Origin of the sequence: Streptomyces sp. R21 (assembly GCF_041051975.1) — a bacterium.
Lineage (GTDB): Bacteria > Actinomycetota > Actinomycetes > Streptomycetales > Streptomycetaceae > Streptomyces.
Genome location: NZ_CP163435.1, coordinates 8,798,049 through 8,824,813, shown reverse-complemented (window position 1 = coordinate 8,824,813; position 26,765 = coordinate 8,798,049). Strand labels below are relative to the sequence as shown.

The 26,765-nt window shown below is 69.3% G+C and carries 20 protein-coding genes; 6 read left to right on the top strand and 14 right to left on the bottom strand.

Going from position 1 to position 26,765, the window contains the following annotated elements; translation table 11 throughout:
• Positions 1-119: 119 nt before the first annotated feature.
• Positions 120-1,766 carry an RICIN domain-containing protein gene (locus AB5J56_RS39430; RefSeq protein ID WP_369240320.1) on the bottom strand — a complete coding sequence of 549 codons (1,647 nt, stop codon included), beginning with the start codon at positions 1,764-1,766 and terminating at the stop codon, positions 120-122.
• Between the two features lie 490 nt (positions 1,767-2,256).
• Between AB5J56_RS39430 and AB5J56_RS39425 the strand changes: the two genes are divergently transcribed.
• From AB5J56_RS39425 to AB5J56_RS39415, 3 genes are all read left to right on the top strand, one after another.
• Positions 2,257-3,870, top strand: coding sequence for a glycoside hydrolase 43 family protein (locus AB5J56_RS39425; RefSeq protein ID WP_369240319.1), 1,614 nt, complete (start codon positions 2,257-2,259; stop codon positions 3,868-3,870).
• Between the two features lie 48 nt (positions 3,871-3,918).
• A complete protein-coding gene (locus AB5J56_RS39420; RefSeq protein ID WP_369240318.1) occupies positions 3,919-5,967 on the top strand; it encodes a non-reducing end alpha-L-arabinofuranosidase family hydrolase in 2,049 nt (682 codons plus the stop codon).
• Between the two features lie 95 nt (positions 5,968-6,062).
• The gene (locus AB5J56_RS39415) at positions 6,063-7,028 is read left to right on the top strand and encodes a glycoside hydrolase family 6 protein (RefSeq protein ID WP_369240317.1); all 966 of its coding nucleotides are present in this window, start codon (positions 6,063-6,065) and stop codon (positions 7,026-7,028) included.
• 47 nt (positions 7,029-7,075) lie between these two features.
• Here the strand turns inward: AB5J56_RS39415 and AB5J56_RS39410 are convergent, their stop codons facing one another.
• From AB5J56_RS39410 to AB5J56_RS39355, 12 genes are all read right to left on the bottom strand, one after another.
• Positions 7,076-7,798 carry a FadR/GntR family transcriptional regulator gene (locus tag AB5J56_RS39410; RefSeq protein WP_369240316.1) on the bottom strand — a complete coding sequence of 241 codons (723 nt, stop codon included), beginning with the start codon at positions 7,796-7,798 and terminating at the stop codon, positions 7,076-7,078.
• Positions 7,773-8,798, bottom strand: a complete 1,026-nt coding sequence (locus AB5J56_RS39405; RefSeq protein ID WP_369240314.1) for an aldo/keto reductase — start codon at positions 8,796-8,798, stop codon at positions 7,773-7,775. Before AB5J56_RS39405 ends, AB5J56_RS39410 begins: the two co-directional genes overlap by 26 nt.
• A 35-nt stretch (positions 8,799-8,833) precedes the next feature.
• Positions 8,834-9,871 (bottom strand): sugar kinase, encoded by a 1,038-nt coding sequence (locus AB5J56_RS39400; protein ID WP_369240312.1) that lies wholly within the window; start codon positions 9,869-9,871, stop codon positions 8,834-8,836.
• Positions 9,868-10,500, bottom strand: a complete 633-nt coding sequence (locus AB5J56_RS39395) for a bifunctional 4-hydroxy-2-oxoglutarate aldolase/2-dehydro-3-deoxy-phosphogluconate aldolase (protein WP_369240310.1) — start codon at positions 10,498-10,500, stop codon at positions 9,868-9,870. The genes AB5J56_RS39400 and AB5J56_RS39395 overlap by 4 nt, the downstream gene beginning before the upstream one ends.
• Positions 10,497-11,258, bottom strand: coding sequence for an SDR family oxidoreductase (locus AB5J56_RS39390; RefSeq protein ID WP_369240308.1), 762 nt, complete (start codon positions 11,256-11,258; stop codon positions 10,497-10,499). The genes AB5J56_RS39395 and AB5J56_RS39390 overlap by 4 nt, the downstream gene beginning before the upstream one ends.
• Positions 11,255-12,298, bottom strand: a complete 1,044-nt coding sequence (locus AB5J56_RS39385) for a zinc-binding dehydrogenase (protein WP_369240306.1) — start codon at positions 12,296-12,298, stop codon at positions 11,255-11,257. The genes AB5J56_RS39390 and AB5J56_RS39385 overlap by 4 nt, the downstream gene beginning before the upstream one ends.
• Positions 12,295-12,732, bottom strand: coding sequence for an RbsD/FucU domain-containing protein (locus AB5J56_RS39380; RefSeq protein ID WP_369240304.1), 438 nt, complete (start codon positions 12,730-12,732; stop codon positions 12,295-12,297). Before AB5J56_RS39380 ends, AB5J56_RS39385 begins: the two co-directional genes overlap by 4 nt.
• Complete coding sequence (locus tag AB5J56_RS39375) at positions 12,723-13,625, bottom strand: amidohydrolase (RefSeq protein WP_369240302.1); 903 nt, start codon at positions 13,623-13,625, stop codon at positions 12,723-12,725. The genes AB5J56_RS39380 and AB5J56_RS39375 overlap by 10 nt, the downstream gene beginning before the upstream one ends.
• A complete protein-coding gene (locus AB5J56_RS39370) occupies positions 13,618-14,952 on the bottom strand; it encodes an L-fuconate dehydratase (protein ID WP_369240300.1) in 1,335 nt (444 codons plus the stop codon). Before AB5J56_RS39370 ends, AB5J56_RS39375 begins: the two co-directional genes overlap by 8 nt.
• 94 nt (positions 14,953-15,046) lie before the next feature.
• Complete coding sequence (locus tag AB5J56_RS39365) at positions 15,047-16,090, bottom strand: ABC transporter permease (RefSeq protein ID WP_369240298.1); 1,044 nt, start codon at positions 16,088-16,090, stop codon at positions 15,047-15,049.
• The gene (locus tag AB5J56_RS39360; protein ID WP_369240296.1) at positions 16,083-17,645 is read right to left on the bottom strand and encodes a sugar ABC transporter ATP-binding protein; all 1,563 of its coding nucleotides are present in this window, start codon (positions 17,643-17,645) and stop codon (positions 16,083-16,085) included. The genes AB5J56_RS39365 and AB5J56_RS39360 overlap by 8 nt, the downstream gene beginning before the upstream one ends.
• A 54-nt stretch (positions 17,646-17,699) precedes the next feature.
• Positions 17,700-18,758, bottom strand: a complete 1,059-nt coding sequence (locus tag AB5J56_RS39355) for a sugar ABC transporter substrate-binding protein (protein WP_369240294.1) — start codon at positions 18,756-18,758, stop codon at positions 17,700-17,702.
• Between the two features lie 456 nt (positions 18,759-19,214).
• Between AB5J56_RS39355 and AB5J56_RS39350 the strand changes: the two genes are divergently transcribed.
• The 3 genes from AB5J56_RS39350 (at position 19,215) to AB5J56_RS39340 (ending at position 25,760) form a co-directional block, all read left to right on the top strand.
• Positions 19,215-21,446 carry an alpha-L-fucosidase gene (locus AB5J56_RS39350; protein ID WP_369240292.1) on the top strand — a complete coding sequence of 744 codons (2,232 nt, stop codon included), beginning with the start codon at positions 19,215-19,217 and terminating at the stop codon, positions 21,444-21,446.
• 74 nt (positions 21,447-21,520) lie between these two features.
• Complete coding sequence (locus AB5J56_RS39345) at positions 21,521-23,074, top strand: RICIN domain-containing protein (protein WP_369243051.1); 1,554 nt, start codon at positions 21,521-21,523, stop codon at positions 23,072-23,074.
• 226 nt (positions 23,075-23,300) lie between these two features.
• Positions 23,301-25,760, top strand: a complete 2,460-nt coding sequence (locus AB5J56_RS39340; protein WP_369240290.1) for a SpoIIE family protein phosphatase — start codon at positions 23,301-23,303, stop codon at positions 25,758-25,760.
• Between the two features lie 124 nt (positions 25,761-25,884).
• On the opposite strand, the gene trpC is transcribed toward AB5J56_RS39340, so the two are convergent.
• Positions 25,885-26,670, bottom strand: a complete 786-nt coding sequence (gene trpC, locus AB5J56_RS39335; protein ID WP_369240288.1) for an indole-3-glycerol phosphate synthase TrpC — start codon at positions 26,668-26,670, stop codon at positions 25,885-25,887.
• Positions 26,671-26,765: the final 95 nt, after the last annotated feature.

Genomic DNA, 26,765 nt, shown 5'->3' with positions numbered 1-26,765 from the left:
GACCGCCCGGGCCGGCCTCGTGCCGGTGGTGGGTAAGGTTCGGACCGGAATCATCATCGCCTCCAAGAGTCGGCGGCCGACGGGTGATCGCCCCCGGCGGGGAGAGGAACGCAACTCCCTCACGACCGGCTCCACTTCTGTCCTGCCCGGCCGTCGCAGGTCCACAGGACCAGCGGGGTCCCGTTGGCGGTGCCGGCCTGGTCGGCGTCGAGGCACAGCCCGGCGTGGACGTTGCGGAGCGACCCGTCGGAGCCGACGGTCCACTTCTGGTTGTCCTGGCCGTTGCAGGACCAGGTGATGACACGGGTGCCGTTGGCGGTGCCCTGGTTGTAGGCGTCCAGGCACTTGTCGCCGAAGACGCGGATCTCGCCGCCGCCCCACGTGGTCCACAGCTGGTTGGCGGCCGTGTGGCAGTCCCAGAGCAGTACCGTCGCCCCGGCCGCGGTGGAGGCGTTGTCCACGTCCACGCAGCGACCGGATCCGGTGCCGCGCAGCCGCGAGGTGGTGGCGGCCAGCGGGCTGCCACCGCTCACCCGGAACACGGCCACGCCGTGCGCGGGGACGCTCGCCGAGATCTGGCCGGACGTGCTCGACGTACCGCCGGTCCACAGGTCCGTGAGGGTGAACGACCCGCCCGACAGGCCGACTTGAGCCGCTGTCGAACTGACCGTCGCGGTGCTGCCACCCCGGTTGAACAGGCCGACCGCGACCGAGCCGTCGGACAGGGGTTTGGCGAACACCTCGGTGCTGCCGTCGTCGCGCACCCTGCGCCCGCCCGCGCCCAGCGGGTCCTGGTTCACTGCCAGCAGGCGCGGGTTGCGCAGGATCGCGCTCACGTCAGGGGACATGGTGCGGATGTCGTTGCCGGCCATGAGCGGGGCGCTCAGCAGTGCCCACAGGGCGAAGTGCGAGCGGGACTCGGTCAGTGACAGACCTGGACGGCCGACGACCAGCATGTCGGGGTCGTTCCAGTGTCCCGGGCCTGATTGCGCCGCCAGCGGTGCGGTGACGTCCAGGACGTTGCCGACGCCCATCGGATAGCTGTTGGTGTTGCCGTTCTGCCAGATGTCGAGCAGATCCTCGGTCGTCCGCCACAGGTCGGCGACCTCGCCCCAGTTGTATGTGGCGCCGGTGATGGCGTGGAAGCTGTTGGGGTTGATGCTGTAGACGATCGGCCGCCCGGTGGCGCGCAGGGCGTCGCGCATCAGCGTGAACCGCGCGACCTGCTCGTCACGGGTGCCGCTGGAGGAACACCAGTCGTACTTCAGGTAGTCGACGCCCCAGGAGGCGAACGTGGCGGCGTCCTGGGTCTCGTGCCCCCCGCTGCCCGTCGACCCGGGATAGGCGCCGCTGGTCTGCGCGCACGTGCGTTCGCCCGGCACCTGGTAGATGCCGAACTTCAGGCCCTTGCTGTGGATGTAGTCCCCGAGCGCCTTCATCCCGCTGGGGAACTTGGCCGCATTGCCCCGCAGGTTGCCGGCCGCGTCGCGCTGCGGGTCGAACCAGCAGTCGTCGACCACCACGTAGCGGTAACCGGCGTCCCGCATCCCCGAGGACACCATCGCGTCGGCGGCCTGGCGAACCTGAGCCTCGGTGACCCCGCACCCGAAACTGTTCCAGCTGTTCCAACCCAACGGTGGGGTGAGCGCCGGACTGCCAGGCGCGGACGAGGCGGTGGAGTGAGCGGAGGCCGTCACGGACGCGGTGACCGTCAGCACGATGGTCGCGAGGAGGCGGAACAGCCGTCCGCCTGATCGTCTGGGCACCAAGGGCTCCATTTCCGGAAGGGCGGCATGGCAGGTGACACGAAGATCGATGTCACGTCCATGACACTGGACAGAAGAGAGATGAGCGGTTCGAAATTTTGTGAACCATTCGGAAACTAGGACCTCATGGATACTAGGGAGGCCGTCGAACATGTCAACACTCATCACCGCACCGCCTTGACGATCCGGCCACACAGGCTTGCCGAATGTGATGTATCCGCATTATCCGGGCAAGTAACCCTCGCTGACATGGGATCAAATATCTTCGAATGTTTCGAAGACTCCAACGATTCGTGCGCGAAGTATTGACGGGATTCACCGGCCCCCTATCATCCAGAATGCTCGGCAAGCCGATCCGCGTTCGACATCTCGTATACAGAGCAGCCACTCCGCGCGATCCAGCAGGGCACCTCCGGACAACTCCAACCACCAACGGCTGGGCCACAGAAGGAGAACGCCACGCGTGCAGATGTCATGGACTCATCAAGCAATGTCCCGTCGCCGCGCGCTGACGGCCGGCACAGGCTTGGCCGCCGGTGCCTTCCTCCCGCTGACCGCGGCCTCCGAGAGCGTGGCCGCTTCCGGTACAGACCTCGAGGCTGCCGCGGAGTACACCAACCCGGTGATCTGGCAGGACTTCGCGGACATCGACGTCATCCGCGTCGGCAGCACCTACTACGCCTCGGCCTCGACGATGCACTACTCGCCGGGCGCACCCGTCCTGCGCTCGTACGACCTGGTGCACTGGGAGATCGCCGGCCACTCGGTACCCGTCCTCGACTTCGGCGCCAAGTACGACCTGAACGGCGCCCGGGGCTACGTCCGGGGCATCTGGGCGTCCTCGCTCGCCTACCGTCCGAGCAACCGGACCTTCTACTGGCTCGGCCAGATCGACTTCGCCAAGACGTACGTCTACACCGCCACCGCCGTCGAGGGACCGTGGAACAGGCTCGCCACGATCGGGACGCCGCACTACGACGCGGGGCTGCTCGTCGACACCGACGACACCCTGTACGTGGCGTACGGCAACACCACCATCAGCGTGGCCCAGCTCTCGCCCGACGGCCGCAACCAGGTCCGCACCCAACAGGTGTTCACCACACCGTCGAGCGTCGGCACCCTCGAAGGCTCCCGCTTCTACAAGATCAACGGGCAGTACTACATCTTCGTGACCCGGCCCGCGAACGGCCAGTACATCCTCAAGTCGTCGAGCGGCCCCTTCGGCCCGTACACGATGCGGCAGGTCCTCCTCGACCTGCGCGGGCCGATCCCGGGCGGCGGCGTCCCCCACCAGGGCGGGCTGGTGCAGACGCAGAGCGGCGCCTGGTACTACCTGGCCTTCGTCGACGCCTACCCCGGCGGACGGATGCCCGCCCTGGCACCGGTCACCTGGACCCCGGACGGCTGGCCCGTCGTGCAACTCGTGAACGGCGCCTGGGGCACCACGTATCCCAGCCCGGCCGTGCCCGCTCCACCCCGCCAGGTCACCCCCATGACCGGCGTCGACACCTTCGACGGTACGACCCTCAAGCCCAGGTGGGAGTGGAACCACAACCCGGACAACACCAAGTGGTCCGTCGACAACGGACTGACCCTGCGGACCGCCACCGTCACCAACGACCTCTACGGGGCCCGCAACACCCTCACCCACCGCATCCAGGGCCCCACCTCGACCGCCACCATCCAGCTCGACTTCTCGGCGATGCGCGACGGCGACCGCGCCGGACTCGCGCTGCTGCGTGACTCCTCCGCCTGGATCGGCGTCAAACGCGACGGCGGTACGACACGGGTGGCGATGGTCAACGGGCTGACCATGGACGGCAACTGGAACACCACCGGCACCGGCACCGAGGCCGCGAGCGCCACCATCTCCGGCAGCCGCATCTGGCTGCGCGCGAACGCGGACATCCACCCCGGCGCGCCCCGCCCCGGAACCTTCTCCTACAGCACCGACGGCACCAACTTCACCCGCCTCGGCCCCGCCTTCTCCCTGGGCAACAACTGGCAGTTCTTTATGGGCTACCGATTCGCCCTCTTCAACCACGCCACCCAGGCACTCGGCGGCTCAGTGCGCATCGCACGGTTCGAGCTGACCACGCCCTGAAGACCCACCGATCGCACCACCCAACCCCCCACCCACCCGAGGAGAACCGTGAACCCGCTGAAACGGCTCGGCTGTCGCCGAGCCTCGGTCCTGGGCCTGCTGGCCGCGACCGTCCTGGTGACACCCGGGACCGCGACCGGCGCGACCGGTGCGCCCGACACCGTTCGGGCCTCCACCCTGGGCGCCCAAGCGGCCCAGTCCGGACGGTACTTCGGCACCGCGGTGGCCGCAGGCCGCCTCGGCGACGGTACGTACACCCGCATCCTGGACCGCGAGTTCAACATGGTCACACCCGAGAACGAGATGAAGTGGGACACGACCGAGCCGTCCCGCGGCTCGTTCAACTTCGGTCCCGGCGACCAGATCGTCAACCGTGCGACGTCCCACGGTCAGCGCATGCGTGGCCACACCCTGGTGTGGCACTCCCAACTGCCCAGCTGGGTCAGCTCCATCAGGGACGCGAACACCCTGCGATCCGTGATGAACAACCACATCACCACCGTGGCGAACCACTACAAGGGAAAGATCTACGCCTGGGACGTGGTCAACGAGGCCTTCGCCGACGGCGGCAGCGGCCAGCACCGCTCCTCGGTGTTCCAGAACCTGCTGGGCGACGGCTTCATCGAACAGGCCTTCCGCACAGCTCGGACGGCCGACCCTGCGGCCAAGCTCTGCTACAACGACTACAGCATCGACGACTGGAACGCCGCCAAGACCCAGGGCGTCTACCGCATGGTGCGCGACTTCAAGGCGCGCGGCGTGCCCATCGACTGCGTCGGCCTCCAGGCCCACTTCGGCACCGGCGGTCCCCCCGCCAGCTTCCAGACGACACTGTCGAGCTTCGCCGCCCTCGGCGTGGACGTCCAGATCACCGAACTGGACATCGCGCAGGCCTCGCCGACCGCGTACGCGAACACGGTCAGGGCCTGCATGAACGTCCCGCGGTGCACCGGCATCACGGTCTGGGGCATCCGCGACAGCGACTCCTGGCGCAGCAACGAGAACCCGCTGCTGTTCGACCGGGGCGGCAACAAGAAGCCGGCCTACAACGCGGCACTGACCGCGCTGGGCGGCACGCCCACCGCCGCGAGGGGATCAACCACCGCTCAGAGCAAGGCAGTTCGCTCGGCCAAGCCTGCCGCCGCCCTGCCCGGCAGGTACTCGTGGAGCTCCAGCGGCCCGCTGATCGCGCCGAAGCCGGACGCGACCCACAACATCGCCGGCATCAAGGACCCGACGGTCGTCTACTACAACGGCAAGTACCACGTGTTCGCCAGCACCGCGAGCTCCTCCGGCTACAACCTGGTGTACCTGAACTTCAGCGACTGGTCCCAGGCCGGCTCGGCCACCCACCACTACCTGGACCGCACCGCCATCGGCACCGGCTACCGGGCCGCGCCGCAGGTCTTCTACAACGCGCCGCAACGCCTGTGGTACCTCGTCTACCAGACCGGCAACGCCTCGTACTCCACCAACCCCGACATCAGCAACCCCAATGGGTGGAGCGCCCCGCGCAACTTCTACTCGTCGATGCCCGACATCATCCGGCGGAACATCGGCAACGGCTACTGGGTCGACATGTGGGTGATCTGCGACAGCGCCAACTGTTACCTGTTCTCCTCCGACGACAACGGACACCTGTACCGCTCCCAGACGACCGTCGGCCAGTTCCCGAACGGGTTCACGAGCACGGTCATCGCGCTGCAGGACTCCAAGAACGCGTTGTTCGAAGCGAGCAACGTGTACAAGGTGCAAGGCAGCAACCAGTACCTGCTCCTCGTCGAAGCCATCGGGTCCGACGGGCGGCGCTACTTCCGGTCATGGACGACGAGCAGCCTCGCCGGCTCCTGGACGCAGCTCGCCGCATCCGAGAGCAATCCCTTCGCCCGGGCCAACAACGTCAGCTTCCCCTCGGGCGCCTGGAGCAAGGACGTCAGTCACGGCGAGATGATCCGCGCAGGCTACGACCAGACACTCACCATTCCCGCCTGCCGACTCCAGTACCTCTACCAGGGCGTGAATCCGGGCGCGGGTGGCGACTACAACCTCCTCCCGTGGCGGCTCGGACTCCTGACCCAGACCAACTCGACCTGCTGACCGATCGGGCCGTGGGGAGCGCTTCCGATGGGAGCGCTCCCCACGCTCACCGCCGGCCATCGGACGCATCCCTGTCAGAAAGCCGAGGTACCGTCATGCGCCGCAGACTGCTCGCCCTCGTAGCAGCGCTCTCCTCGCTGCCGCTGGCGCTCGCCACCGCAACGTCAGCCCACGCGGCGGACCCGACGACCATGACCAACGGGTTCTACGTGGACCCCGACTCCAGCGCGAAGCGGTGGGTCGCCGCCAACCAAGGTGACGGCCGGGCGCCCGCGATCAACGCCTCCATCGCAGGCACCCCGACGGCGCGCTGGTTCGGCTCCTGGAGCGGCACCATCGGCACCGCCACCGGCGCGTACGTGGGCGCCGCGGACGCCCGGGACAAGCTGCCCATCCTTGTCGCCTACAACATCTACAACCGCGACTACTGCGGCGGGCACTCCGCGGGTGGAGCCTCCTCGCCGTCCGCCTACACGAACTGGATCGCCCAGTTCGCGGGCGGGATCGCGGGCCGCCCGGCCGTCGTCGTCCTCGAACCGGACTCCCTCGGGGACTACGGCTGCATGACCCAGGCCCAGATCGACGAACGCGAGGGCATGCTCACCGGCGCGCTCGCCGAGTTCAACCGCCAGGCTCCCAACACCTGGGTCTATCTCGACGCCGGCAACCCGGCCTGGGCGAGCGCGCCGACCATGGCCCGGCGCCTCCACGAAGCAGGCCTCCGACAGGCCCACGGCTTCTCGCTCAACATCTCCAACTACCTGACCACGGCCGAGAACACCGCGTACGGCAACGCCGTCAACAGTGAACTCAGTGCCCGGTACGGCTACACCAAGCCGTTCGTCGTGGACACCAGCCGCAACGGCAACGGCTCCAACGGCCAGTGGTGCAACCCCTCAGGCCGCCGGACCGGCACCCCCACCCGGCTGGGCGGAGGCGCCGAGATGCTCCTGTGGATCAAGGTTCCCGGTGAGTCCGACGGCAACTGCGGCGCCGGCACCGGCTCCTCGGCCGGACAGTTTCTCCCCGAGGTCGCCTACAAGATGATCTACGGCTACTGAACGGAGCCACCGCCGGGGCAGGCCGGAGCGGCTCCACGAGCGGCCCGTCACTTCCGCGCTGTCGTTCCGAAGGGGAGGGGTTCGCCGGAGCGCAGGTGTTCCCTCAGCCACTGCTCGGTGTTGCTCACGTGCAGCAGTGCGGCGGCCTGGCTGAGGGCGGAGTCACGGGTGGCCAGCGCGTTGAAGATCGCCTCGTGCTCGGCGAGGGTGCGGGCCGCGGCCTTGTCGTCGACCAGACCGCGCCAGATGCGGGCGCGCAGGGTGCGGCCGGAGATCCCTTCGAGGAGAGTGAGGAGGGTCTCGTTGCCCGTGGCCGCGACGACGGCGCGATGGAACGCGGCGTCGTGGGCGTTGAGCTGTTCGACGTCCTCGCGGGCCTCGCGCATCGCGTCCAAGTGCCGCTTCACCTCGGCTAGTTGGCCGTCCGAGATCCGGGTGGCGGCCAGGGCCGTGGCCATCGGTTCGAGGAGCCGCCGTACCTCCATGAGGTCCTGCAGCGCGACCGAATCGCCCTGCAGCAGCTCCACCGCGCCGCCGAGCCCCTCCAGCAGCAGGCTCGGCTGCAGGCTGGTCACATACGTGCCATCCCCCCGCCGGACCTCCAGGACCCGGGCGACGGCCAACGCCTTGACCGCCTCGCGGGCGAGGTTGCGGGACAGGCCCAGCTGGGCGGCCAGGTCCGGCTCCGGTGGAAGCTTCGACCCCGGGGGCAGCGCACCGGACCGGATCAGCTCACGGATTTCCTCAATGGCCTTGTCCGTCAGAGACACCGCACATCCCCCCACCGTGCCCCATGAGCACATCCGACCTGATCAGCCCCTGAGCGCGGAGATCGTCCCAGAGTCCGTCCGGGACGTGCTGATCATGGAGTTCCACGTTCCGTCCGACCTGTTCCGCGGTCCGCATGCCGAGGGTGACGTTGATGATACTGGGATGGGTGTACGGAAAGGCGATCGCGACGGCGGGCAGAGTGGTCCCGTGGCCTGCGCAGACCTCGGCGATCGCCCGTGCGCGGGCGACCAGCTCCGGCGGGGCGTCCTGGTAGTCGTACTTCATGCCCTGGGCGGGCCGGTCGCGGGAGAGCAGTCCCGAGTTGAAGACGCCGACCGCGACGACGCTCTTGCCGTGTTCCTGTGCGGCGGGCAGGACGTCATCCAGCGCGGACTGGTCGAGGAGGGTGTAGCGCCCGGCGAGCATGACCACGTCGGCTGCGGTCTCGCGCAGGAAGCGGGCGAGCATCGCCGACTGGTTCATTCCGGCGCCGATCGCGCCGATCACACCCTGGTCGCGCAACTCTGCGAGCGCGGGCATGGCCTCCTCGGCCGCCTGCCGCCAGTGAGCGTCCGGATCGTGCAGGTAGACGATGTCCAGCCGGTCCAGACCGGTCCGCTCCAGCGTCTCCTCGATGGAGCGGAGCACGCCGTCCCGGCTGAAGTCCCACTGCCGGCGCAGGTCGTCCCGTACGACGAAGCCCTCGGTGTCCACGCCGCGCGGTTCCTCGTTGGGCACCAGCAGTCTGCCCACCTTGGAGGAGATGGCGTACTCATCGCGCGGGCGGCCCCGCAGGGCGGCGCCCAGACGACGCTCGGAAAGACCGAGGCCGTAGTGCGGTGCGGTGTCGAAGTACCGGATTCCGGCCTCCCAGGCCGCGTCGACGGCGGCTGCCGCCTCACCGGCCGGGGTGACCCGGTAGAGGTTGCCGATCACGGACGCCCCGAAGCCGAGCTCGGTGACGGAGCCGGACGTGTTCTGAATCTTCCGCTGGTGCAAGACGTGCTCCTGGGATACGGGCGACGGGGCACGGGTCAGCGACTGACGTGGGCCGACCCGCCCGCGATGAGCGCCTCGACCTCGGCGAGCGAGGCCATGGAGACGTCGCCGGGGGTGGTCATGGTGAGCGCGCCGTGGGCGGTGCCGTAGGCCAGGGCGCGTTCCAGGCCGGTGTCGCTGAGCAGTCCGTGGATCAGGCCGGCGGCGAAGCCGTCGCCGGAGCCGATGCGGTCCAGGACATGCAGGCCGGGCATCCGGGGGCCGGTGACGAAGCCTGTTTCGGCGGACCAGGCGGCCGAGGACCAGTCGTTGATTCCGGCCGAGGGCACCTCGCGCAGGGGCGTCGCCAGGACGGTCGCCTCGGGCAGCAGGGCGGCCACCTCGGCGAGCGCGTCGGCCACCTCGTCGGCCCCGACGCGCGCCTGTCCGGGGTACGTCCCGGCCAGGCCCAGGGCGCCCACCACGACGTCGGCCTGCCGGGCGAGCCGCAGGTCGATCTCGCGGGCGGCGTCGGCGCCGCCCCGGCCGGCCCACAGGCTGGGGCGGTAGTTGGGGTCGTAGGAGATGGTGACGCCGTGGCGGCGGGCCGCGGCCATGGCCTCGTCCGCGACGTCGACGGTGGTGTCGGACAGGCTGGCGAAGATGCCGCCGGTGTGGAACCAACGCACCCCGCCGGAGAACACGGCGTCCCAGTCGACGTCCCCTTTACGGAGCTGGGACACGGCGGTGTGCGCGCGGTCGCTGACGCCGAGGGCGCCGCGGATGCCGTAGCCGCGTTCGACGAAGTTCAGCCCGTTGCGGGCGGTGCGGCCGATGCCGTCGTCGGCCATCCAGCGGATCAGCGAGGTGTCGACACCGCCCTGGAGGATCAGGTCCTCGACGAGCCGGCCCACCGCGTTGTCGACAAGCGCGGTCACGACCGCTGTGCGCAGGCCGAAGCAGCGCCGCAGCCCCCGGACGACGTTGTACTCGCCGCCGCCCTCCCAGACCTGGAAGGAGCGGGCGGTGCGGATCCGTCCCTCGCCCGGGTCGAAGCGCAGCATCACCTCGCCGAGGGCCACCACGTCGATCACGTGCTGCTCCTCTCCACCGCATCGGCCGTCAGTCGGCGGATCTCGCCGTAGTCGCTTCGCCGAAGGTGGTCGGCGGTGGCCATCCAGCTGCCGCCGACGGCAAGGACCGCCGGGTCGGCGAAGTAGGCGGCCAGGCGGGAAGCGTCGATCCCGCCGGTCGGCACGAAACGCATCCCAGGGAAGGGGGCCGCGAGCGCCCGTAGTGTCCGCAGGCCGCCGAGCGGCTCGGCGGGGAAGAGCTTGACGGTGTCGAGGCCCGCCTTCAGGGCGCGCATCAGCTCGGTGGCGGTGGCGATGCCGGGCACCACGGGCACGCCCAGCTCGCGGCACTTCGCGACGACCTCCTCGTCGAAGCCGGGCGAGACCACGAAGCGGGCCCCGGCCGCCACGGCCCGCTCCGCCTGCTCGGGCGTGAGGACCGTGCCCGCACCGACGGTGAGCCCGCCGTGGGAGGCCATCTCCTTGAGCACCCGCTCGGCGCTCGGCGTGCGGAAGGTGACCTCGGCGCACCGGGCACCGCCCGCGGCGAGGGCGTCGGCCAGTGGGCCGGCAGTCGCGGCGGACGGCACCGTCAGCACGGGCAGGAGACGGGCTCCGGCCAGTACCGAGGCCGGATCTGTGGCGGTCATCGGCCGAGCCATCCGCCGTCGACAGGCAGGACGACGCCGTGCACGTAGGCAGCCGCGTCCGAGGCGAGGAAGACCGTGGCGCCCGCCAGGTCGTCCGCGCTGCCCCAGCGGCCGGCCGGGATACGTTCCAGGATCGCCCTGCTGCGCACCGCATCGTCCTGCAGGGCCTGGGTGTTGTCGGTGGCGATGTAGCCGGGCGCGAGGGCGTTGACGTTCACGCCGTGCGGGGCCCACTCGTTGGCCAGCGCCTTGGTCAGACCGGCGATGCCGTGCTTGGCGGCGGTGTAGCCGGGCACGGTGATGCCGCCCTGGAAACTGAGCAGCGACGCCGTGAAGATGACCTTCCCCTGGCCGCGGGCCACCATCGACGCGCCGACCGCCCGGCTCATCGCGAACTGCGCGGTGAGGTTGACCTGCAAAACCAACGCCCAGTCGGCGTCGGTGTGTTCGACGGCCGGAGCACGGCGGATCGTGCCCGCGTTGTTGACCAGGATGTCCACCGGCCGCTCACGCCCGGCCAGATCCGCGCCCAACGCCTGTACGGCGGCGGGGTCGGCGAAGTCGGTGCGGATCGCTTCGAAGGTGCGGCCGACGGCGGTCACGTCCTTCTCCACCGCGCTGCCGGTTTCCTCCAGGTTGGCGCTGACGCCGATGATGTCGGCGCCGGCCTCGGCCAGCGCGCGGGCCATCGCCCGGCCGATGCCACGCCGCGCGCCGGTGACGACGGCGAGTTTCCCGGTGAGGTCGAAGGCGCTCATACGGCCACTCCCTGGGTGTCGTCGGTGCAGTCCACGAGGATCTTCATCACGTCGCCGCCGCCCTCCAGGGCCTCGAAGGCGGCGGGCGCCTGCGTGAGCGGCACGACCTTGCTGATCAGGCGTTCGGCCGGAATCGTGCCGTCGGCGACCAGCGCGACCGCCTGCTCGAAGTCACCGCGGTCGTACAACCGGGCGCCGACGAGGGTGAGTTCGCGCCAGAAGAATCGGTGCAGGTTCACCTCGCGGGGGCGAGGGTGGATGGCGACCAGGCACAACCGGCCGCGCACCCCGAGGACGTCGACCGCCGTGTCCACGCCGCCCGCCGCGCCGGACACCTCGAAGGCGACGTCCGCGCCCGCATCCCCCGTCCACTCCCCCACCAGTGCCGGTATGTCGTCGTCGGCCGGACTCCACGCTGTCAGCCCCAACTCCTCGGCCAGCAGCCGCCGGTGGGCATTCAGCTCCACCACTCGCACCTCGGCGCCCGCGCCCCGCGCGACCAGCGCGATGAGCATGCCGACCGGCCCGCCGCCGACCACCACGACCTTCTCGCTCTCCCGCACTCCGGCGCGGCCCACGTCGTGCACGGCGACGGCGGTGGGCTCGACGAGCGCGGCTCGGTCCAGGGCGAGCGTCTCCGGCAGCCTGATCAGTGTCGAGGCAGGCACCGTCCAGCGCTGCTGCATCGCGCCCGGGGAGTCGATACCGATGAAGTCCAGGTGCTGACAGATGTGCTGATGGCCCGCGCGGCAGGCCGGGCAGGTGTCGTCCCAGCGCAGCGGCATCACGGTGACCGCGTCGCCGGGCTCCCAGCCCTCCACGCCCGGGCCGACGCGGACGATCCGGCCGGACATCTCGTGTCCCAGGACGGCGGGCGCGGCAACCCGGGCGTCCATGTCGCCGTGGAAGATGTGCAGATCGGTGCCGCAGATACCTACAAAGGCCGGGGCCAGCTCCACCTCACCCGGACCAGGCGGCACATCGAGTGCGGGAGCCGTGTCCAGGGTGCGGGCCGATGTGTAACGGACGGCGAGAGTCATCGTGTGGTCAGGGTCCCTTCAGCGCGGACACCGATGGTCAGCAGCAGGTTGGCGTAGGTACGGGTGTCGGCGGTGACGATCGCCAACGCCAGGTCGGGCGAGCGGGCGGCGTCGTAGAACTCGAAGCGGCCGAGCGTGTCGACCGGGACGGGCGCCAGCATCGAGCGGTACTCGGCGATGGCGGGTGGCTCCGGATCACCCTCGGGCGGCACCATGACGTGGGCCGACTCGACGGGCAGGGCGTGCAACAGGACGTCGAGCACGGTGGTGACGTCGAGCAGGCCGGGGGCCAGGTTGAGGTGGACGGTCCGGGCGCGGTCACCGGTGGCGGTGCTCGCGGGGTAGTGGCCGTCGGCGAGCAGGACACGGGCACCGTGGCCGGCGCCGGCCAGGGATTCGAGGATCCCGGGGTGCAGCAGTTCGGTCAGGAGCACGGCGTCCTCTCCTTTGTCGGGGCGGGGTTCAGGCAGTAGAAGGTGGTCGCGGTGCCGGCGAGTACCGCGTGGGTCTCGGTGCCGGAGCAGCCGTCCAGGAGTTCGTCGACGGTGGCGGCCCAGCGGTTCCAGCCGCCCGCGAGGTTCGCGACCGGCCAGTCGGAGCCGAACATCAGGCGGCTGGGGCCGAAGGCGGAGAGCAGGACCTCCCACACCGGGCGGATGTCGTCGACGGTCCACTTCTCGTGGTCCGCCTCGGTGATCAGCCCCGACACCTTGCAGACCACCTGCGGGTACCCGGCCAGCAACCGTAACTGGCGTTCCCAGTCGGCCAGTTCACCGTCGGCGATCGACGGCTTGCCGGCGTGATCCAGGACCAGCGGCAGCTCGGGGAACCCTTCCGCGAGGTGGATCGCCTGCGGGAGCTGGTGGCTGCGGATCAGCACGTCGTATCCGAGCCCGCGTTCGCCGACCGCTCTCAACCCCCGCTCGACGTCGGGGCGTTGGAGCCAGTGCGGATCCGACTCGCCCTCCACGACGTGGCGTACGGCCCGCAAGTAGCGCCCCCCGGTCCCTGTCCGCAGGTCGTCGAGTGCGTCGCCGATCGCGGGGGACGTCAGGTCCGCCCAGCCGACGACGGCGCCGATCAGCGGGTCGTTGTCGGCCAGGGCGAGGAGGTCGCGTGTCTCGGGCACGGAAGCGATGCACTGGACGACCACCGTGCTCGTCAGTCGCCGCCCCGCGATCGGCCGGGTCGCGGCCGAGCGCAGGTTGTGCAAGCTGAAGTTGCGGCGGATCGGCTCGTGGCCCGGCTCGTCCAGCCAGGGCTGCGGCCGGACGTCCAGGTCCCACACATGGTGGTGGGCGTCGACGAGTTCGTGGGCGTCAGACACGAGCGGTCCAGACGGGGCCGTCCGGGTACGTGTACTCCTTGAGGGACTCGGGGTGCATCTGCGCGCTCAGCCCCGGGAGGGTCGGTGCGAGGTAGTGGCCGTCGACGATGCGGACGGGGTCGACGAAGTGCTCGTGCAGGTGGTCGACGTACTCGATGACGCGGTCCTCGGTGGTGCCGGAGACGGCGACGTAGTCGAACATCGACAGGTGCTGGACCATCTCGCACAGACCCACGCCGCCGGCGTGCGGGCAGACCGGCACGCCGAACTTCGCGGCGAGCAGCAGGATCGCGATGTTCTCGTTGACGCCGCCGACCCGTGCGGAGTCGATCTGCACGATGTCGACCGCACCGGCCTGGAGGAGCTGCTTGAAGACGACCCGGTTGGCGATGTGCTCGCCGGTGGCGACCTTGATGGGGCTGACGGCCTTGCGGACGGCGGCGTGGCCGAGGATGTCGTCCGGGGAGGTGGGCTCCTCGATCCAGTACGGGTCGTAGGGGGCCAGGGCGCTCATCCAGTCGATGGCGGGCTGGACGTCCCATCGCTGGTTGGCGTCGACGGCGATGCGGATGGAGGCGCCGACCGTCTCGCGGGCGGTGCGCATGCGCCGTACGTCGTCCTCCAGGTTCGCGCCGACCTTCAGCTTGATCTGGGTGAAGCCCTCGGCGACGGCCTCGCGGGCCAGGCGGGCCAGCTTCTCGTCGGAGTAGCCGAGCCAGCCGGGGGTGGTGGTGTAGGCGGGGTATCCGTGGTCGAGCAGGTCGCCGATGCGCTGTGCGCGGCCGGGTTCGGCGCGGCGCAGGATCTTCAGGGCCTCCTCGGGGGTGAGGGCGTCGCTGAGCCAGCGGAAGTCGACCTGGGCGACCAGCTCCTCGGGCGACATCTCGCCGAGGAAGCGCCACACGGGCTTGCCGGCCCGCTTGGCGGCCAGGTCCCAGGCGGCGTTGACAACGGCGCCGGTGGCCATGTGGATGGCGCCCTTTTCCGGTCCCAGCCAGCGCAGTTGGGGGTCGTGGACGAGGGAGCGGGAGAACGCTCCGAGGTCGGCGCAGACCTCCTCGACGGACAGGCCCACCACGTGCGGCGCCAGGGCCGCGATGGCGGAGGCCTGGACGTCGTTGCCGCGGCCGGTGGTGAACGCCAGGGCGTGGCCCTCCAGTTCGTCACCGGCGTCGGTGCGCAGGACGACGTAGGCGGCGGAGTAGTCGGGTTCGGGGTTCATCGCGTCCGACCCGTCCAGGTGCTCGGACGTCGGGAAACGCACGTCCAGCACGTCCAGGGCGGTGATGCGGGCAGAAGCCGGGGAAGCGGACGGGGCGGATGACATGACGGCAACTCCTGTGAGGTGCAGGGGCGATACGGCCCCGTGCGACGAGATGTGGGCGGCGGCGGGTGTCGGGCGGCCTGGACGGCTGCCCGATTCAGTCCTGGACCTTGCCGCCCGTGATGCGCGAGATGGTCAGCGCGACCAGGATGATCAGGCCGTTGAGGGCGCCGATCCACTGGGCGGGGACGCCACCGAGTGTGAGCACGTTCTGGATCATGAACAGCAGAAGGATGCCGCTGAAGGCCCCGAACATGGTGCCTTTGCCGCCGTTGAGGCTGATCCCGCCGATGACGGCGGCGGCGAAGACGGTGAAGATGTAGCCGTTGCCCTGTGCCGAGGCCACGGAGGCCAGGCGTCCGGAGAGCATCAGTCCGGCGAGGGCGGCGAGCACGCTGCCGGTGACGATGACGATCCTCAGCACCCGGTCGGTGCGGATGCCGGCCGCCTTCGCTGCGTCGACGTTGCCGCCGATGGCGTACAGCGAACGCCCGAAGCTGGTCCAGCCGAGCACCACGATCGCGACGGCGAACAGCACCAGGCAGATCCAGATGGACGCGGGCATCCCGAACCATTGGGCGGTGCCGAGGTAGAGCATCGACTCCGGCAGCTGGAAGAAGGTCTGGCCGCCGGAGATGCCGGTGAGGACACCGCGCAGCACGATCAGCATGCCAAGGGTGACGATGAAGCCGTTGAGGCCGAAGCGGATGATCAGCAGGGCGTTGAGCACGCCGACGAGCGCGCCCACGGCGAGGGTGACGGGGATGGCCCACGCGCCGGGGAGCAGCCCGAGTCCGTGGCCCGCGCCGGTCGGCACCACCATCCAGGCCGCGACGCCGGGTGCGAGGCCCATGGTGGACTCCAGCGACAGGTCCATCTTCTTGACGATCAGGATCATCGTCTGGGCGAGGACCAGCAGGGCCATCTCGGACATGGTCTGCAGGACGTTGATGAGGTTGTCGGTCTGTAGGAAGACCGGGTTGACGATCTGTCCGACGACCGCGATGACCACGATGGCCGGGACGAGCGCGAGGTCGCGCAGCCGGGCCAGGGGTATCCGGCCGCCGAGCAGCGTGATCCGCTTCACTCCGGGCTCCGGGGTCTTGGCCGCGGCGGTGTCCGCGAGGACGGTTTCAGGCATGGAGGTCCAGTCCTTCCATCGCGGCCACGAGGTCGTGGTCGTGCCAGCCGCGGGCGATCTCTGAGGTCACACGGCCCTGGAACATCACCAGGACCCGGTCGCACATGCGCAGGTCGTCGAGTTCGTCGGAGGCGATGAGCACTCCGGTGCCGGTCCCCGCGGTCTCCTCGACCTTGCCGAGGAGGAACTCCTTGGAGCGCACGTCCACGCCCGCGGTCGGGTTGATCAGGACCAGCAGCCGGGGGTCGTCGGCCAGGGCGCGGGCCATCACGACCTTCTGCTGGTTGCCACCCGACAGGGCGGAGACGGGCAGGTCGGGACCTGGGGTCTTGATCGCCAGATGCTCGATCATGCCCGCGGCGAGCCGGTCGCGTCGGCGGCTGCTCAGGAACCCGCCCTGGCCGAGCCTCTTCGGCACGGACAGGGTGGCGTTGTCCGCGATCGACATGTCCGGAACGAAGCCCTGGTGGTGCCGGTCCTGGGGGACGAACCCGGCGCCGGCGGCGAGCGCCGCGGGGACGCTGCCCGGCCGGGGCCGCTGCCCGGCGATCGCCACCTCGCCGCCGTCCGCCGCCCGCAGTCCTACGACGGTCTCGGCGATCTCGGTACGACCGCTGCCTGCGGCGCCCGCGAGCCCGACGATCTCGCCGGCCCCGATCCGGAAGCTGACGTCGTCGTACTCGCCGCTTCGCAGAGCGCGGACGCTCAGTGCGGCCGTGGCGCCGGGGTCGAGGGTGCTCGCCCGTTCCTCGCGCCGGTCGGCTGCCGCCTCACCGGTCATGGCGGCGACCAGCTCGGTTCGGGGAACTTCCGTGACCGGGGCGGTGAGGATGTGCCGGGCGTCGCGGAACACCGTCACCATGTCGCAGATCTCGTAGACCTCCTGGAGATGGTGACTGATGAACAGGAAGGTCACGCCCTGGCGTTGCAGGTCGCGGATGCGGTCGAAGAGACGGTTGATGGCCGCCCCGTCGAGCTGGGCGGTCGGCTCGTCGAGGATGATGAACCGCGCTCCGAAGGACAGGGCCCGGGCGATCTCGACGAACTGCCGCTGCTCGACGCTCAGATCACCGGCCGAAGACTGCGGGTCGACGTCCACGGACCAGGTCGACAGGAGTTCCTGTGCGCGGTGACGGGTGGCCTGCCAGCTGATGAGCCGGTTTCGTCCGTGGTCGTGCCGGTTCAGGAAGAGGTTCTCGGCGACGGTCAGCGTGGGGATGATCGTCGACTTCTGGTAGACGCAGGCCACGCGCTGCCGCCAGCCGTCACGGTCGTTGAGCCGGGGCGACGGCTCACCGCCGAAGGTCACCGTTCCCTCGTCGGGAGCCTGCAGGCCGGTCAGGACCGACACCAAGGTCGACTTGCCGGCTCCGTTGCGGCCGACGAGCGCGTGGGTCTCGCCGGGCCTGATGGTGATCCGGGCGCCGTTCAGGGCCACCGTCGGACCGAACCGTTTGACTATGCCCGTCGCCTCGACGACGGGCGGGTCGGAGGGGGCCCGTCCGTCGTCCGCCGGGGCGGGCGCGGGAGTGACTGCTCGCTCCCCGTCGCTCATCTCAACCGCCTTGTTCTCGTACGCCGTTGCGTTCCCGATGAGGAATCAGAGAGATCAGCCGAGGTTGTTTCCCCACAGCGACTTGTCGTCGCTCTTGACGCTCGGCACACCGCCGTAGCTGCCGCCGTCGATGGTGACGAGAGGAGCGGACAGCTGGTCCTCCAGCACGCCCTTGCGAACCTGGATGATGTTGCTGTCGTGGTCGGTCTTGCCGGGCTTGAAGGTCTTTCCGTCGATCGCGGCCTTGAGGTAGTACAAGGCGTACTTCGCATAGAGGTCGGCCGGCTGGGAAACCGTGGCGTCGATCTTGCCCGCGGCGATGGACTTGAGCTCCTCGGGGATGCCGTCGTTGGACACCACGAACACGTGTTTCTTGTCCTTGGGGTCGACCAACAAGCCCTTCTGCTTGAGGACTTGGAGCGTCCCGGACAGGGCGAAACTGGACTGCATGTAGATGCCCTTGACGTCCGGGTGGGCGGTCAGGTCGGTCTGCAGCTTCTGCGCGGCGACGGCGCCGTCCCAGTTGGTGGCCTCACCGAGCACCTTGATGCCCGGGAAGCTCTTCTTCATGCAGTCGTTGAACGCCTCTGTGCGGTCACGGCCGTTGATGGAGTCCAGGCCACCCTCCAGCATCACCACCTTGCCCTTGCCGCCGAGCTTGGCGCCGAGGTACTGGCACGCCTTCTCGCCGTAGGCGCGGTTGTCGGCGCGCACGACCATGAACACGTTGCCGGTGTCGGGGCGGGTGTCGACGGTGACCACGGGGATCTTCTTCGCCTCCAGTTGCGCGAGGGTGGGGGCGATGGCGGCGGTGTCCTGCGGGGCCATCGCGAGGCCCTTGACGCCCTGGCTGATGAACGTCTGGGCGTTGGCGGTGAGCTTGGCGACGTCGTTCTGGGAGTTGGTGGTCTTCAGGTCCAGGCCCAACTCCTTGCCGTACTGCGGCGTGTACTTGATGTAGGAGTTCCAGAAGTCGGTGTCGGAGCGGGGGTAGTCGACGCCGATCAGCGGCTTGTCGCTCGACGCCGAGGTGGTGGAGCTGCTGCACGCACTGAGCAGAGCCAGTGCGGACAGGGCGGAGACGGCTGAACAGAGGGCGGTTCTGACTCTCATCGGTGCTTCCTCGCGCCGGTCCCGTAGCGGGAGATGTTTCGCCTCGACGACATTTGCGTATCGCCGTGCAGCAGAGATGGGATGTTTATAGGCGTGTTCCGGGCGCGCTGTCTAGCCCCTCGCACAACACGCCCTGAAACCCCAGCCCACAGCTCACCAAGTGACGCCACCGAAAGAAGATCCATCCCATCAATCCTCGGCGATGATTACTCCGGATCGACCACGAGACCCTGACAGACATGCCATGTCTGGGCAGTCGTAAACCTGGACAGACATGCAATAAACGTGGTTAATTGCCCGACCGCCCAACGCTTTTCATCCCTGCACGCCAGTTGACATCCCAGGGAGACATGACGGACCTTCATGCGTAACAAGCGGCGCTCTGTGCACAGCAGCGGCACGCCGACTCGCGCCCTCGCGCGTTCCCCCTGCCCCTTCCGTACCAGGGATGTCTTCATGTCGAGTTCGATCAACAGACGCCAGTTCCTGGCCGGTGCCACGTGTGTGGCCGCGGCGGCCGTAGCCGGAGGTGTGTTCGGTGCCGGCATCGCCCAGGCGGCGCCCAGCACGTACACGCCCGACTGGAACTCGGTCGACCAGCACCCGCCGGCCCCGGAGTGGTTCCAGGACGCGAAGTTCGGGATCTACTTCCACTGGGGCGTCTTCAGCGTCCCCGCCTACGACAACGAGTGGTACCCGCGGAGCATGTACCAGGCGGGCAGCTACGCCAACCAGCACCACATCGCGACCTACGGCCAGCCATCGGCATGGCCGTACCACAACTTCATCAACGGGGCTCAGGACCTGGCGGGCAACTTCGTGAAGTTCGCGCCGAAGCTGAAGTCGGCCGGCGGCAAGTTCGACCCCGACGAGTGGGTGCAGTTGTTCGTCGACGCCGGCGCCAGGTTCGCCGGCCCGGTCGCCGAGCACCATGACGGCTTCTCCATGTGGGACAGCCAGGTCAACGAGTGGAACTCGGTGGACAAGGGTCCGGGACTGAACCTGCTGCGGCTGTTCTCCACGGCCATCCGCGCCAAGGGTCTGAAGCTACTGGTGGCCATGCACCACGCGTACCACTTCAACGGCTTCTACGAGTTCGTCCCCGCCCAGACGGACTCCAGCCTCAAGAAGCTCTACGGGCAGCTGGGTCCATCCGCGGAGAACCAACTCTGGTTCGACAAGCTCAAAGAGGTCATCGACCGCGCCCAACCCGACATCCTGTGGCAGGACTTCAAGCTGGACGCCGTCGACGAGACACAACGCCTGAACTTCCTGGCGTACTACTACAACCAGGCAAACGGCTGGGGCCGTGAAGTCGTCGCCACCTACAAGGACGGCATGAACGGCAAGGGTGAGGTCTTCGACTACGAACGCGGTGGTCCGGCCGAGCTCACCACTCCGTACTGGCTGACCGACGACAGCATCTCCAGCTCCAGTTGGTGCTACACCCAGGGCATCGGCTACTACACCATCCCGCAGATGCTGCACTCGTTCCTCGACCGGGTCAGCAAGAACGGCAACGTGCTGCTGAACATCGCGCCGATGGCCGATGGCACCATCCCCCAGGCGCAGAAGGACATCCTGCTCGGCATCGGCGACCACCTGAAGCGCTTCGGCGAGTCGGTGTACGCGACCCGCGCCTGGACGGCGTACGGCGAAGGCCCGACGAAGATGGGCGGCGGTGCGTTCACCACCCCGCACGCCGGCACGCCGCAGGACATCCGCTTCACCCGCAACAAGGCCGACAACGTCCTGTACGCCACCGTCCTGGGCTGGCCGGGCAGTTCGCTCACGATCAAGACCCTCGGCTCGGACCGGATCAACCTCTCCTCGCTCACCTCGGTGAAGCTTCTCGGGAACACCGCCGGCACCTACATCGACCTGCCCACGCCGGCCCAGAACTCCTCCGGCCTCACCATCACCCTGCCGTCCTCTGCGCCGTACAGCGCGGGCGCCTACGTCCTGAAGCTCAACTTCTCCGGCACGATCCCCGGCCTGCGGCCGCTCGCCGGCGCCATCGCCTTCAGCGACGTCAACTACACAGGCAACGCCGCCGTGTTCACCGTCGGCGACCACACCGCGGCCGACCTGACCGCCGCCGGACCGGGCCCGCGCACCCTCTCCTCCCTCCGGCCGGCCCCCGGCTACCAGGTGATCGGATACTCCGGAGACAACTTCACCGGCACCTCCTGGACCTTCACCGCCGAGAACCCCGACCTGCGCGTCACCGGCAACAACGACCAGATCACCTCGCTGAAGGTCCAGTTCAACCCGGTCACGTATTTCCGGATCACCAACGTCACCAACGGACTCGCCCTGGACAGCGGCGGCAATGTCGCCTCCGGCTCCAACCTCAAGCAATGGACCTCGGGCGACAGCACCAACCTGCAGTGGCAGGCGGTGGCGGTCGGCGGCGGCTACTACAAGCTGGTCAACCGCACGAACGGCATGGTCGCCGACGGCTGGGGCGCCACCGCCGACGGCTCCGCCGCCAGACAGGCCGCCTGGAACGGCGGCACCAACCAGCAGTGGACGATCACCCACCGCGGCGGCGACCACTATTCGATCGCCAACCGCACCACCGGCCTGGCCCTCGACGGCGGAGGCAACGTCGACTCGGGTTCCATCGCCAAGCAGTGGACCTACGGCAGCAGCACCAACCTGCTGTGGACCTTCACCGCGCTGTAGCCGGCAGAGCCCGCTACCGCTGACGTGGCGGCGCACACCCGAAAGGGACACGAACGCAGAAAGATGGCATGCATATGACATTAGGTGCGTCGTGGTGGGGCCGCGGGCGGCGTACGGGGGTGCTGACCGCGGTGACCGCCTTACTGGCGGCGCTCCTGACGGGACTTGGTGCCGCGGGGACGGCGCGGGCGGCCACGGTGGATACGACCGTGTCGTACGTGCTGGTCAACCGTGGCAGCGGCAAGGCGCTGGATGTGGCCGGTGCGAGCACTGCCGATGGGGCGGGTCTCACGCAGTGGACGCGTACCGGCAGTGCCAACCAGCAGTTCCGGTTCGTCGACTCGGGCGGGGGCTATTACCGGCTGAGGGCGCAGCACTCCGGCAAGGTGCTGGACGTGCTGAACCACTCCAGCGCCGACCATGCGGACATCGCGCAGTGGAGCGACCTCAATGGCACCAACCAGCAGTTCCGGCTGGCCGATTCACCGGACGGTTATGTCCGGTTGATCAACCGCAACAGCGGCAAGGCCGTCGAGGTCGACAACGCCTCCACCGCGGACGGCGCCAAGGTCGTGCAGTTCACCGACTGGGGCGGGGCCAACCAGCAGTGGCAACTGGTCCGCGCGGCAGGAGTGCTGGCACAGGTGCACACCGCCGGACGGGTCAAGGACGCCGGAAACACCGTGCAGTACAGCTGGCCCGGCGTGTACTTCGAGGGCCGCGTCAGCGGCACCGGTGTGGGCATCGTGCTGGGCGACTCGGCCGCCGACTACGACGTCCAGATCGACGGAGCCACCGTCGCCACGCTCGTCACGCCCGGCAACACCACGCACTGGATCAACGGCCTGTCGAACGGCACGCACACCGTCCGGCTCGTCAAGCGCAACGACACCCCCGGGGACACCAGCACCTTCGGAGGCTTCGTCGCCGCGCCCGGCGGTGCCGTGCTGAGCAGACCGGCCGCCCGCAACCGCCAGATCGAGTTCATCGGCGACTCCCTCACGGTGGGCTACGGCAACCTCTCGACCTCCCGCACCTGCACCTCGGAACAGCTCAAGCGGAACACCAACACCGACGTGAGCTACGGCGCCCTCACCGCCCGGCAACTGAACGCCGACTACCAGATCAACGGCTACTCGGGCCTCGGCATGGTGCGCAACTACAACGGAGACCGGACGGACGTCACGTACCGGACCTTCTACGACCGTGCCCTGCTGAACGTGTCCGGCGACGTCTGGCAGAACCCGGGCACCTGGCGCCCCCAGGTCGTGGTGGTCAACCTCGGCACCAACGACTTCTCGACCGCCATCAACCCCGGCGAGCCGTGGACGCCCGACAGCCTCGCGGCCGCCTACCGCAGCGCCTACGGCGACTTCATCCAGAAGCTGCGCACGCGCTACGGGTCCGACACGACCATCGTGGCAGTCGGCGCCGGCCAGTACGCCGAACACGTCCAGCAGGTCGTCAAGGCGCGTAACGACGCCGGCGACAGCCGGGTCCGCTCCTGGGCCCTCGACGACTCGGGCCTGGACTTCCTCGGCTGCGACTGGCACTACTCGGCCCACGACGACCGGCTCATCGCCGAACGGCTCACCTCGTACATCGCCGGACTGCCGACCGGCTGGTGACGACACCGACCACCCAGGAGCACCACAGGTCCGGCTACGGGACATCGGCGGACGTACCGCGGTGGTCGTCGAGCGGGGCGCGCAGGCGCCGGCCCCGCTCAGCCCCGCACCCGGCGGTCAGGAACGCACCGGCCGGAGCGCCGCGGAGCAGAAGCGGACCTACGCTGGAAGCTGTGGCTGAAAACCAGCCCTGACGGAGACAGCTGTCAGGACGGAGGCGTAGCGAGTGGACCCTGCCGGCAAGCAGGATGCCCGCACTGCCGCGCTCGTGGTGGGCCCGGACGGCGTGGTGAGCGGCTGGAGCGAGAGCGGGCACTCGCTGCTGGGCTGGACGGCGGAGGACGCCGTAGGGCGCCCCGTGACCGACCTGCTGGCCGCTCCCGCGCCACCCGGCTTCCCCGAGGGCTACGGCAGCGGCCCCGACCCCACGGGGCTCATCGCCCTGCGCCACCGGGACGGTTCCACGGTGAACGCCCTGCTATCGGCTCACCCGCTGTTCGGCGCCCACGGCCGGGCGCTGGGCCACGCGGTGACCGTCCAGCGCTGGGAAAGCCGCCCGGTGATCGCAGATCTGGCCTTCGAACAGTGCCCCTTCGCTCTGGGCGTCTACGACCCCGATCTGCGGTTTCTGTGGATCAATGCCTCCTCGGGCCGGGTGATCGCGCACTCCGAGGAGCAAGTGCTCGGTAAGAAGTACCGCGAGCTGTTTCCCGATTTCGACCGCTCGCTGTTTCCGGAAAGGGACGACAAGCCCTACACCGACCAGCTGTCCGAAGTGGCGAGGACAGGCAAACCCGCACGTCTCATCACCGTCTTCCGCCCGCTCGGCAGCGACTACGCCAACGCCTGGGCCACCAGCATCTGGCCCGTCAGGGATGCCGAGGGCAGGGTCCGCGCGGTCGCCAACTGGGGATTCGACATGAGCGCCGAGTACTGGGCCAGGCAGCGCCTGCTCATGCTCAACGAGGCCAGTCGTGGCATCGGCCGGACTCTCGACGTGATCGGCACCGCCCAGGAACTGGCCAGGACCCCCGTGCCGGGATTCGTCGACCTCGTCACCGTGGATCTCTTCGACGAGGTACTGCGCGGAGAGGAACCGCCTCTTTCCCCCGCCTCCGTCTCCGGCGAAGCCATCGCGCTCAGCCGCGCCGCCCAGCACAGCGCGAAGCATGACATCGACCGGGACCCCGGACCCCCGGTGCCGGTGAGTCACGCTCCCGGTTCCGTCGCCGCCCGCTGCATGGCCACCGGCAGGTCCACGGTGCAGCTCGCGGCCGAACCCGGCCACGGCAGTGAATGGGCCTTCGGGCCCGGGCTCGCCGCCGATCCGGCCCACTGGCCGCCGGGCAATCCGTTGATCGACAAATCCATCACCGCGGAGGGGCTGACCGGCCGGATCACCGTGCCGCTCCGGGCCCGCGGCGTGCTGCTCGGCGTCGTCGCGTTCTCCCGCAGCGACCGGCCCGAGGCCTTCACGGCAGACGACCTGATCCTCGCCGAAGAGCTGACCGCCAAGGCAGCCGTCGCCATCGACAACGCCCGCCGGTACTCGCGCGAGCGCACGACCGCGCTGACCCTGCAACGCAGCCTGCTGCTGCAACAGCTGCCAAGCCAGGAGGCGGTCGAGGTGGCATCCCGCTACCTGCCTGCCGGGACCGACGCGGAAGTGGGTGGTGACTGGTTCGACGTCATTCCGCTCTCCGGTGCCCGGGTCGCCCTGGTCGTCGGCGATGTGGTCGGTCACGGCCTGCACGCCGCGGCCAGCATGGGCCGGTTGCGCACGGCGGTCCGCACGCTCGCCGACGTGGACCTGCCGCCGGACGAGCTGCTGACCCACCTGGACGACCTCGTCATCCACCTCGCCAGTGACCTCCGGCCCGCCGGCCACTTCCAGCCGACCGGCGAGTTCGGGGCCACCTGCCTGTACACCGTCTACGACCCGGTCTCCCGCCGCTTCACACTGGCGAGCGCAGGCCATCCGCTGCCGCTCATCATCTCCCCGGACGGCACCAGGACCCCGGCACCCGCACAGCCGGGACCACCGCTCGGCATCGGCGGGCTGCCCTTCGAGGCCACCGAACTCGAACTGCCCGAGGGCAGCCTGCTCGCCCTCTACACCGATGGACTGGTGCAAAGCCGCGAGCGCGACGTCGACCAGGGAATCGCCGAACTGCAGCAGGTCCTGAACCACTCGGCCGCCTCGCTGGAGGCCCTGTGCGACACGGTGACGGCCGCGATGCTTCTCGAACGCCGCACCGACGACGCCGCCCTGCTGCTCGCCCGCACACACGCGCTGAATCCCCAGCATGTCGCCGACTGGGACGTCGAGCCCGACCCCGCGCAGGTGCCGCGCGCCAGGAAGTTCGCCGTGGACCAGCTGGAGGCCTGGGGCCTGGAGGAGGCGTCATTCGTCACCGAACTGGTCGTCAGCGAGCTGGTCACCAACGCCATCCGATACGGCGAGCCGCCGATCAGGCTGCGGCTGATTCGCGACACCTCCCTGATCTGCGAGGTCTCCGACGCCAGCAACACCGCCCCGCACCTGCGCCGGGCGCGCGCCTTCGACGAGGGCGGCCGGGGCCTGCTGCTCGTCGCCCAGCTCACCCAGGGGTGGGGCACCCGGCACACCACCGACGGCAAGACGATCTGGTGCGCACAGACCCTCACCGAGCCCGAGCCGCGATGAGATCCGAGCCAGGCGGACCGTCGCCGGGCTCCCGGATCTCACACGAGGTGAACTGACCGACTCCGCGGTTCGGCACTGAGAGGCTCGGCCTTTCCGGACGTGCCGCTGACCGAGCCGTCCGCCATCACGCCCCGGCGGCCCCGATGAACTCGCGCACGGCGGTGGTCGGGTCCCCCGAGCGGACCAATGCCTCGCCGACCAGTACCACGTCGGCTCCCCAACCGCGGTACTCCGCGACGTCCTTCGGGCCCGTCACTCCTGATTCCGCGACCCTGACCGTGCCCTCGGGGATACCCGTCACGAGGTCGGCGAACACGGCGCGGTCCACGTCCAACGTGGTCAGGTCCCGCGCGTTGATGCCGAGGAGCTCGGCTCCTGCGGCGGCAGCGCGCCGCACCTCGTCGGCCGTGTGCGCCTCCACGAGCGGCGTGAGACCCAACTCCTTTGACAGCCCCATCAGGTCCGCGAGTTGGCCGTCGTCGAGCGACACGACCATGAGAAGCGCGAGATCGGCGCCGTGGGCGCGAGCCTCCCACAGCTGATAGGGGTCGACGATGAAATCCTTGCGCAGGACGGGCACGTCGACCCGGGCGCGTACGGCGTCCAGATCGGCGAGGGAGCCGCCGAAGCGCCTGCTCTCGGTGAGCACGCTGATCGCAGCGGCGCCGCCGGCCGCGTACTGGGCCGCGAGGGACGCGGGATCGGGGATGTCAGCCAGCGCGCCCTTGCTGGGGCTCTTGCGCTTCACCTCGGCGATGATGGACACCCCGGGCGCGCGGAAGGCGGGCAGGGGGTCAAGCGCGGCTGCCGCGTCCGCTGCCCGGGCGCGCAGCTCCGTCAACGGCGTCGCACGCTTGCGCTGTTCCAGATCTTCGCGAACTCCCGCGAGGATCCCGTCAAGAACGGTCATGGCCCTCTCCCTGTCGAATCGACTGATCCATCACCCACGTCCAAGCCGGTCTCGGAACGCGGGTTGCTCGGATCGATCATGGCGAGGGTATCGGC

Excerpts from the sequence above, each read along its gene's own strand:
- AB5J56_RS39425 (WP_369240319.1), top strand. The coding sequence starts at position 2,257 with ATGTCCCGTCGCCGCGCGCTGACGGCCGGCACAGGCTTGGCCGCCGGT.
- AB5J56_RS39415 (WP_369240317.1), top strand. The coding sequence starts at position 6,063 with ATGCGCCGCAGACTGCTCGCCCTCGTAGCAGCGCTCTCCTCGCTGCCG.
- AB5J56_RS39395 (WP_369240310.1), bottom strand. The coding sequence starts at position 10,500 with ATGACCGCCACAGATCCGGCCTCGGTACTGGCCGGAGCCCGTCTCCTG.
- AB5J56_RS39390 (WP_369240308.1), bottom strand. The coding sequence starts at position 11,258 with ATGAGCGCCTTCGACCTCACCGGGAAACTCGCCGTCGTCACCGGCGCG.
- AB5J56_RS39385 (WP_369240306.1), bottom strand. The coding sequence starts at position 12,298 with ATGACTCTCGCCGTCCGTTACACATCGGCCCGCACCCTGGACACGGCT.
- AB5J56_RS39370 (WP_369240300.1), bottom strand. The coding sequence starts at position 14,952 with ATGTCATCCGCCCCGTCCGCTTCCCCGGCTTCTGCCCGCATCACCGCC.
- AB5J56_RS39365 (WP_369240298.1), bottom strand. The coding sequence starts at position 16,090 with ATGCCTGAAACCGTCCTCGCGGACACCGCCGCGGCCAAGACCCCGGAG.
- AB5J56_RS39360 (WP_369240296.1), bottom strand. The coding sequence starts at position 17,645 with ATGAGCGACGGGGAGCGAGCAGTCACTCCCGCGCCCGCCCCGGCGGAC.
- AB5J56_RS39355 (WP_369240294.1), bottom strand. The coding sequence starts at position 18,758 with ATGAGAGTCAGAACCGCCCTCTGTTCAGCCGTCTCCGCCCTGTCCGCA.
- AB5J56_RS39350 (WP_369240292.1), top strand. The coding sequence starts at position 19,215 with ATGTCGAGTTCGATCAACAGACGCCAGTTCCTGGCCGGTGCCACGTGT.
- AB5J56_RS39345 (WP_369243051.1), top strand. The coding sequence starts at position 21,521 with ATGACATTAGGTGCGTCGTGGTGGGGCCGCGGGCGGCGTACGGGGGTG.
- trpC (WP_369240288.1), bottom strand. The coding sequence starts at position 26,670 with ATGACCGTTCTTGACGGGATCCTCGCGGGAGTTCGCGAAGATCTGGAA.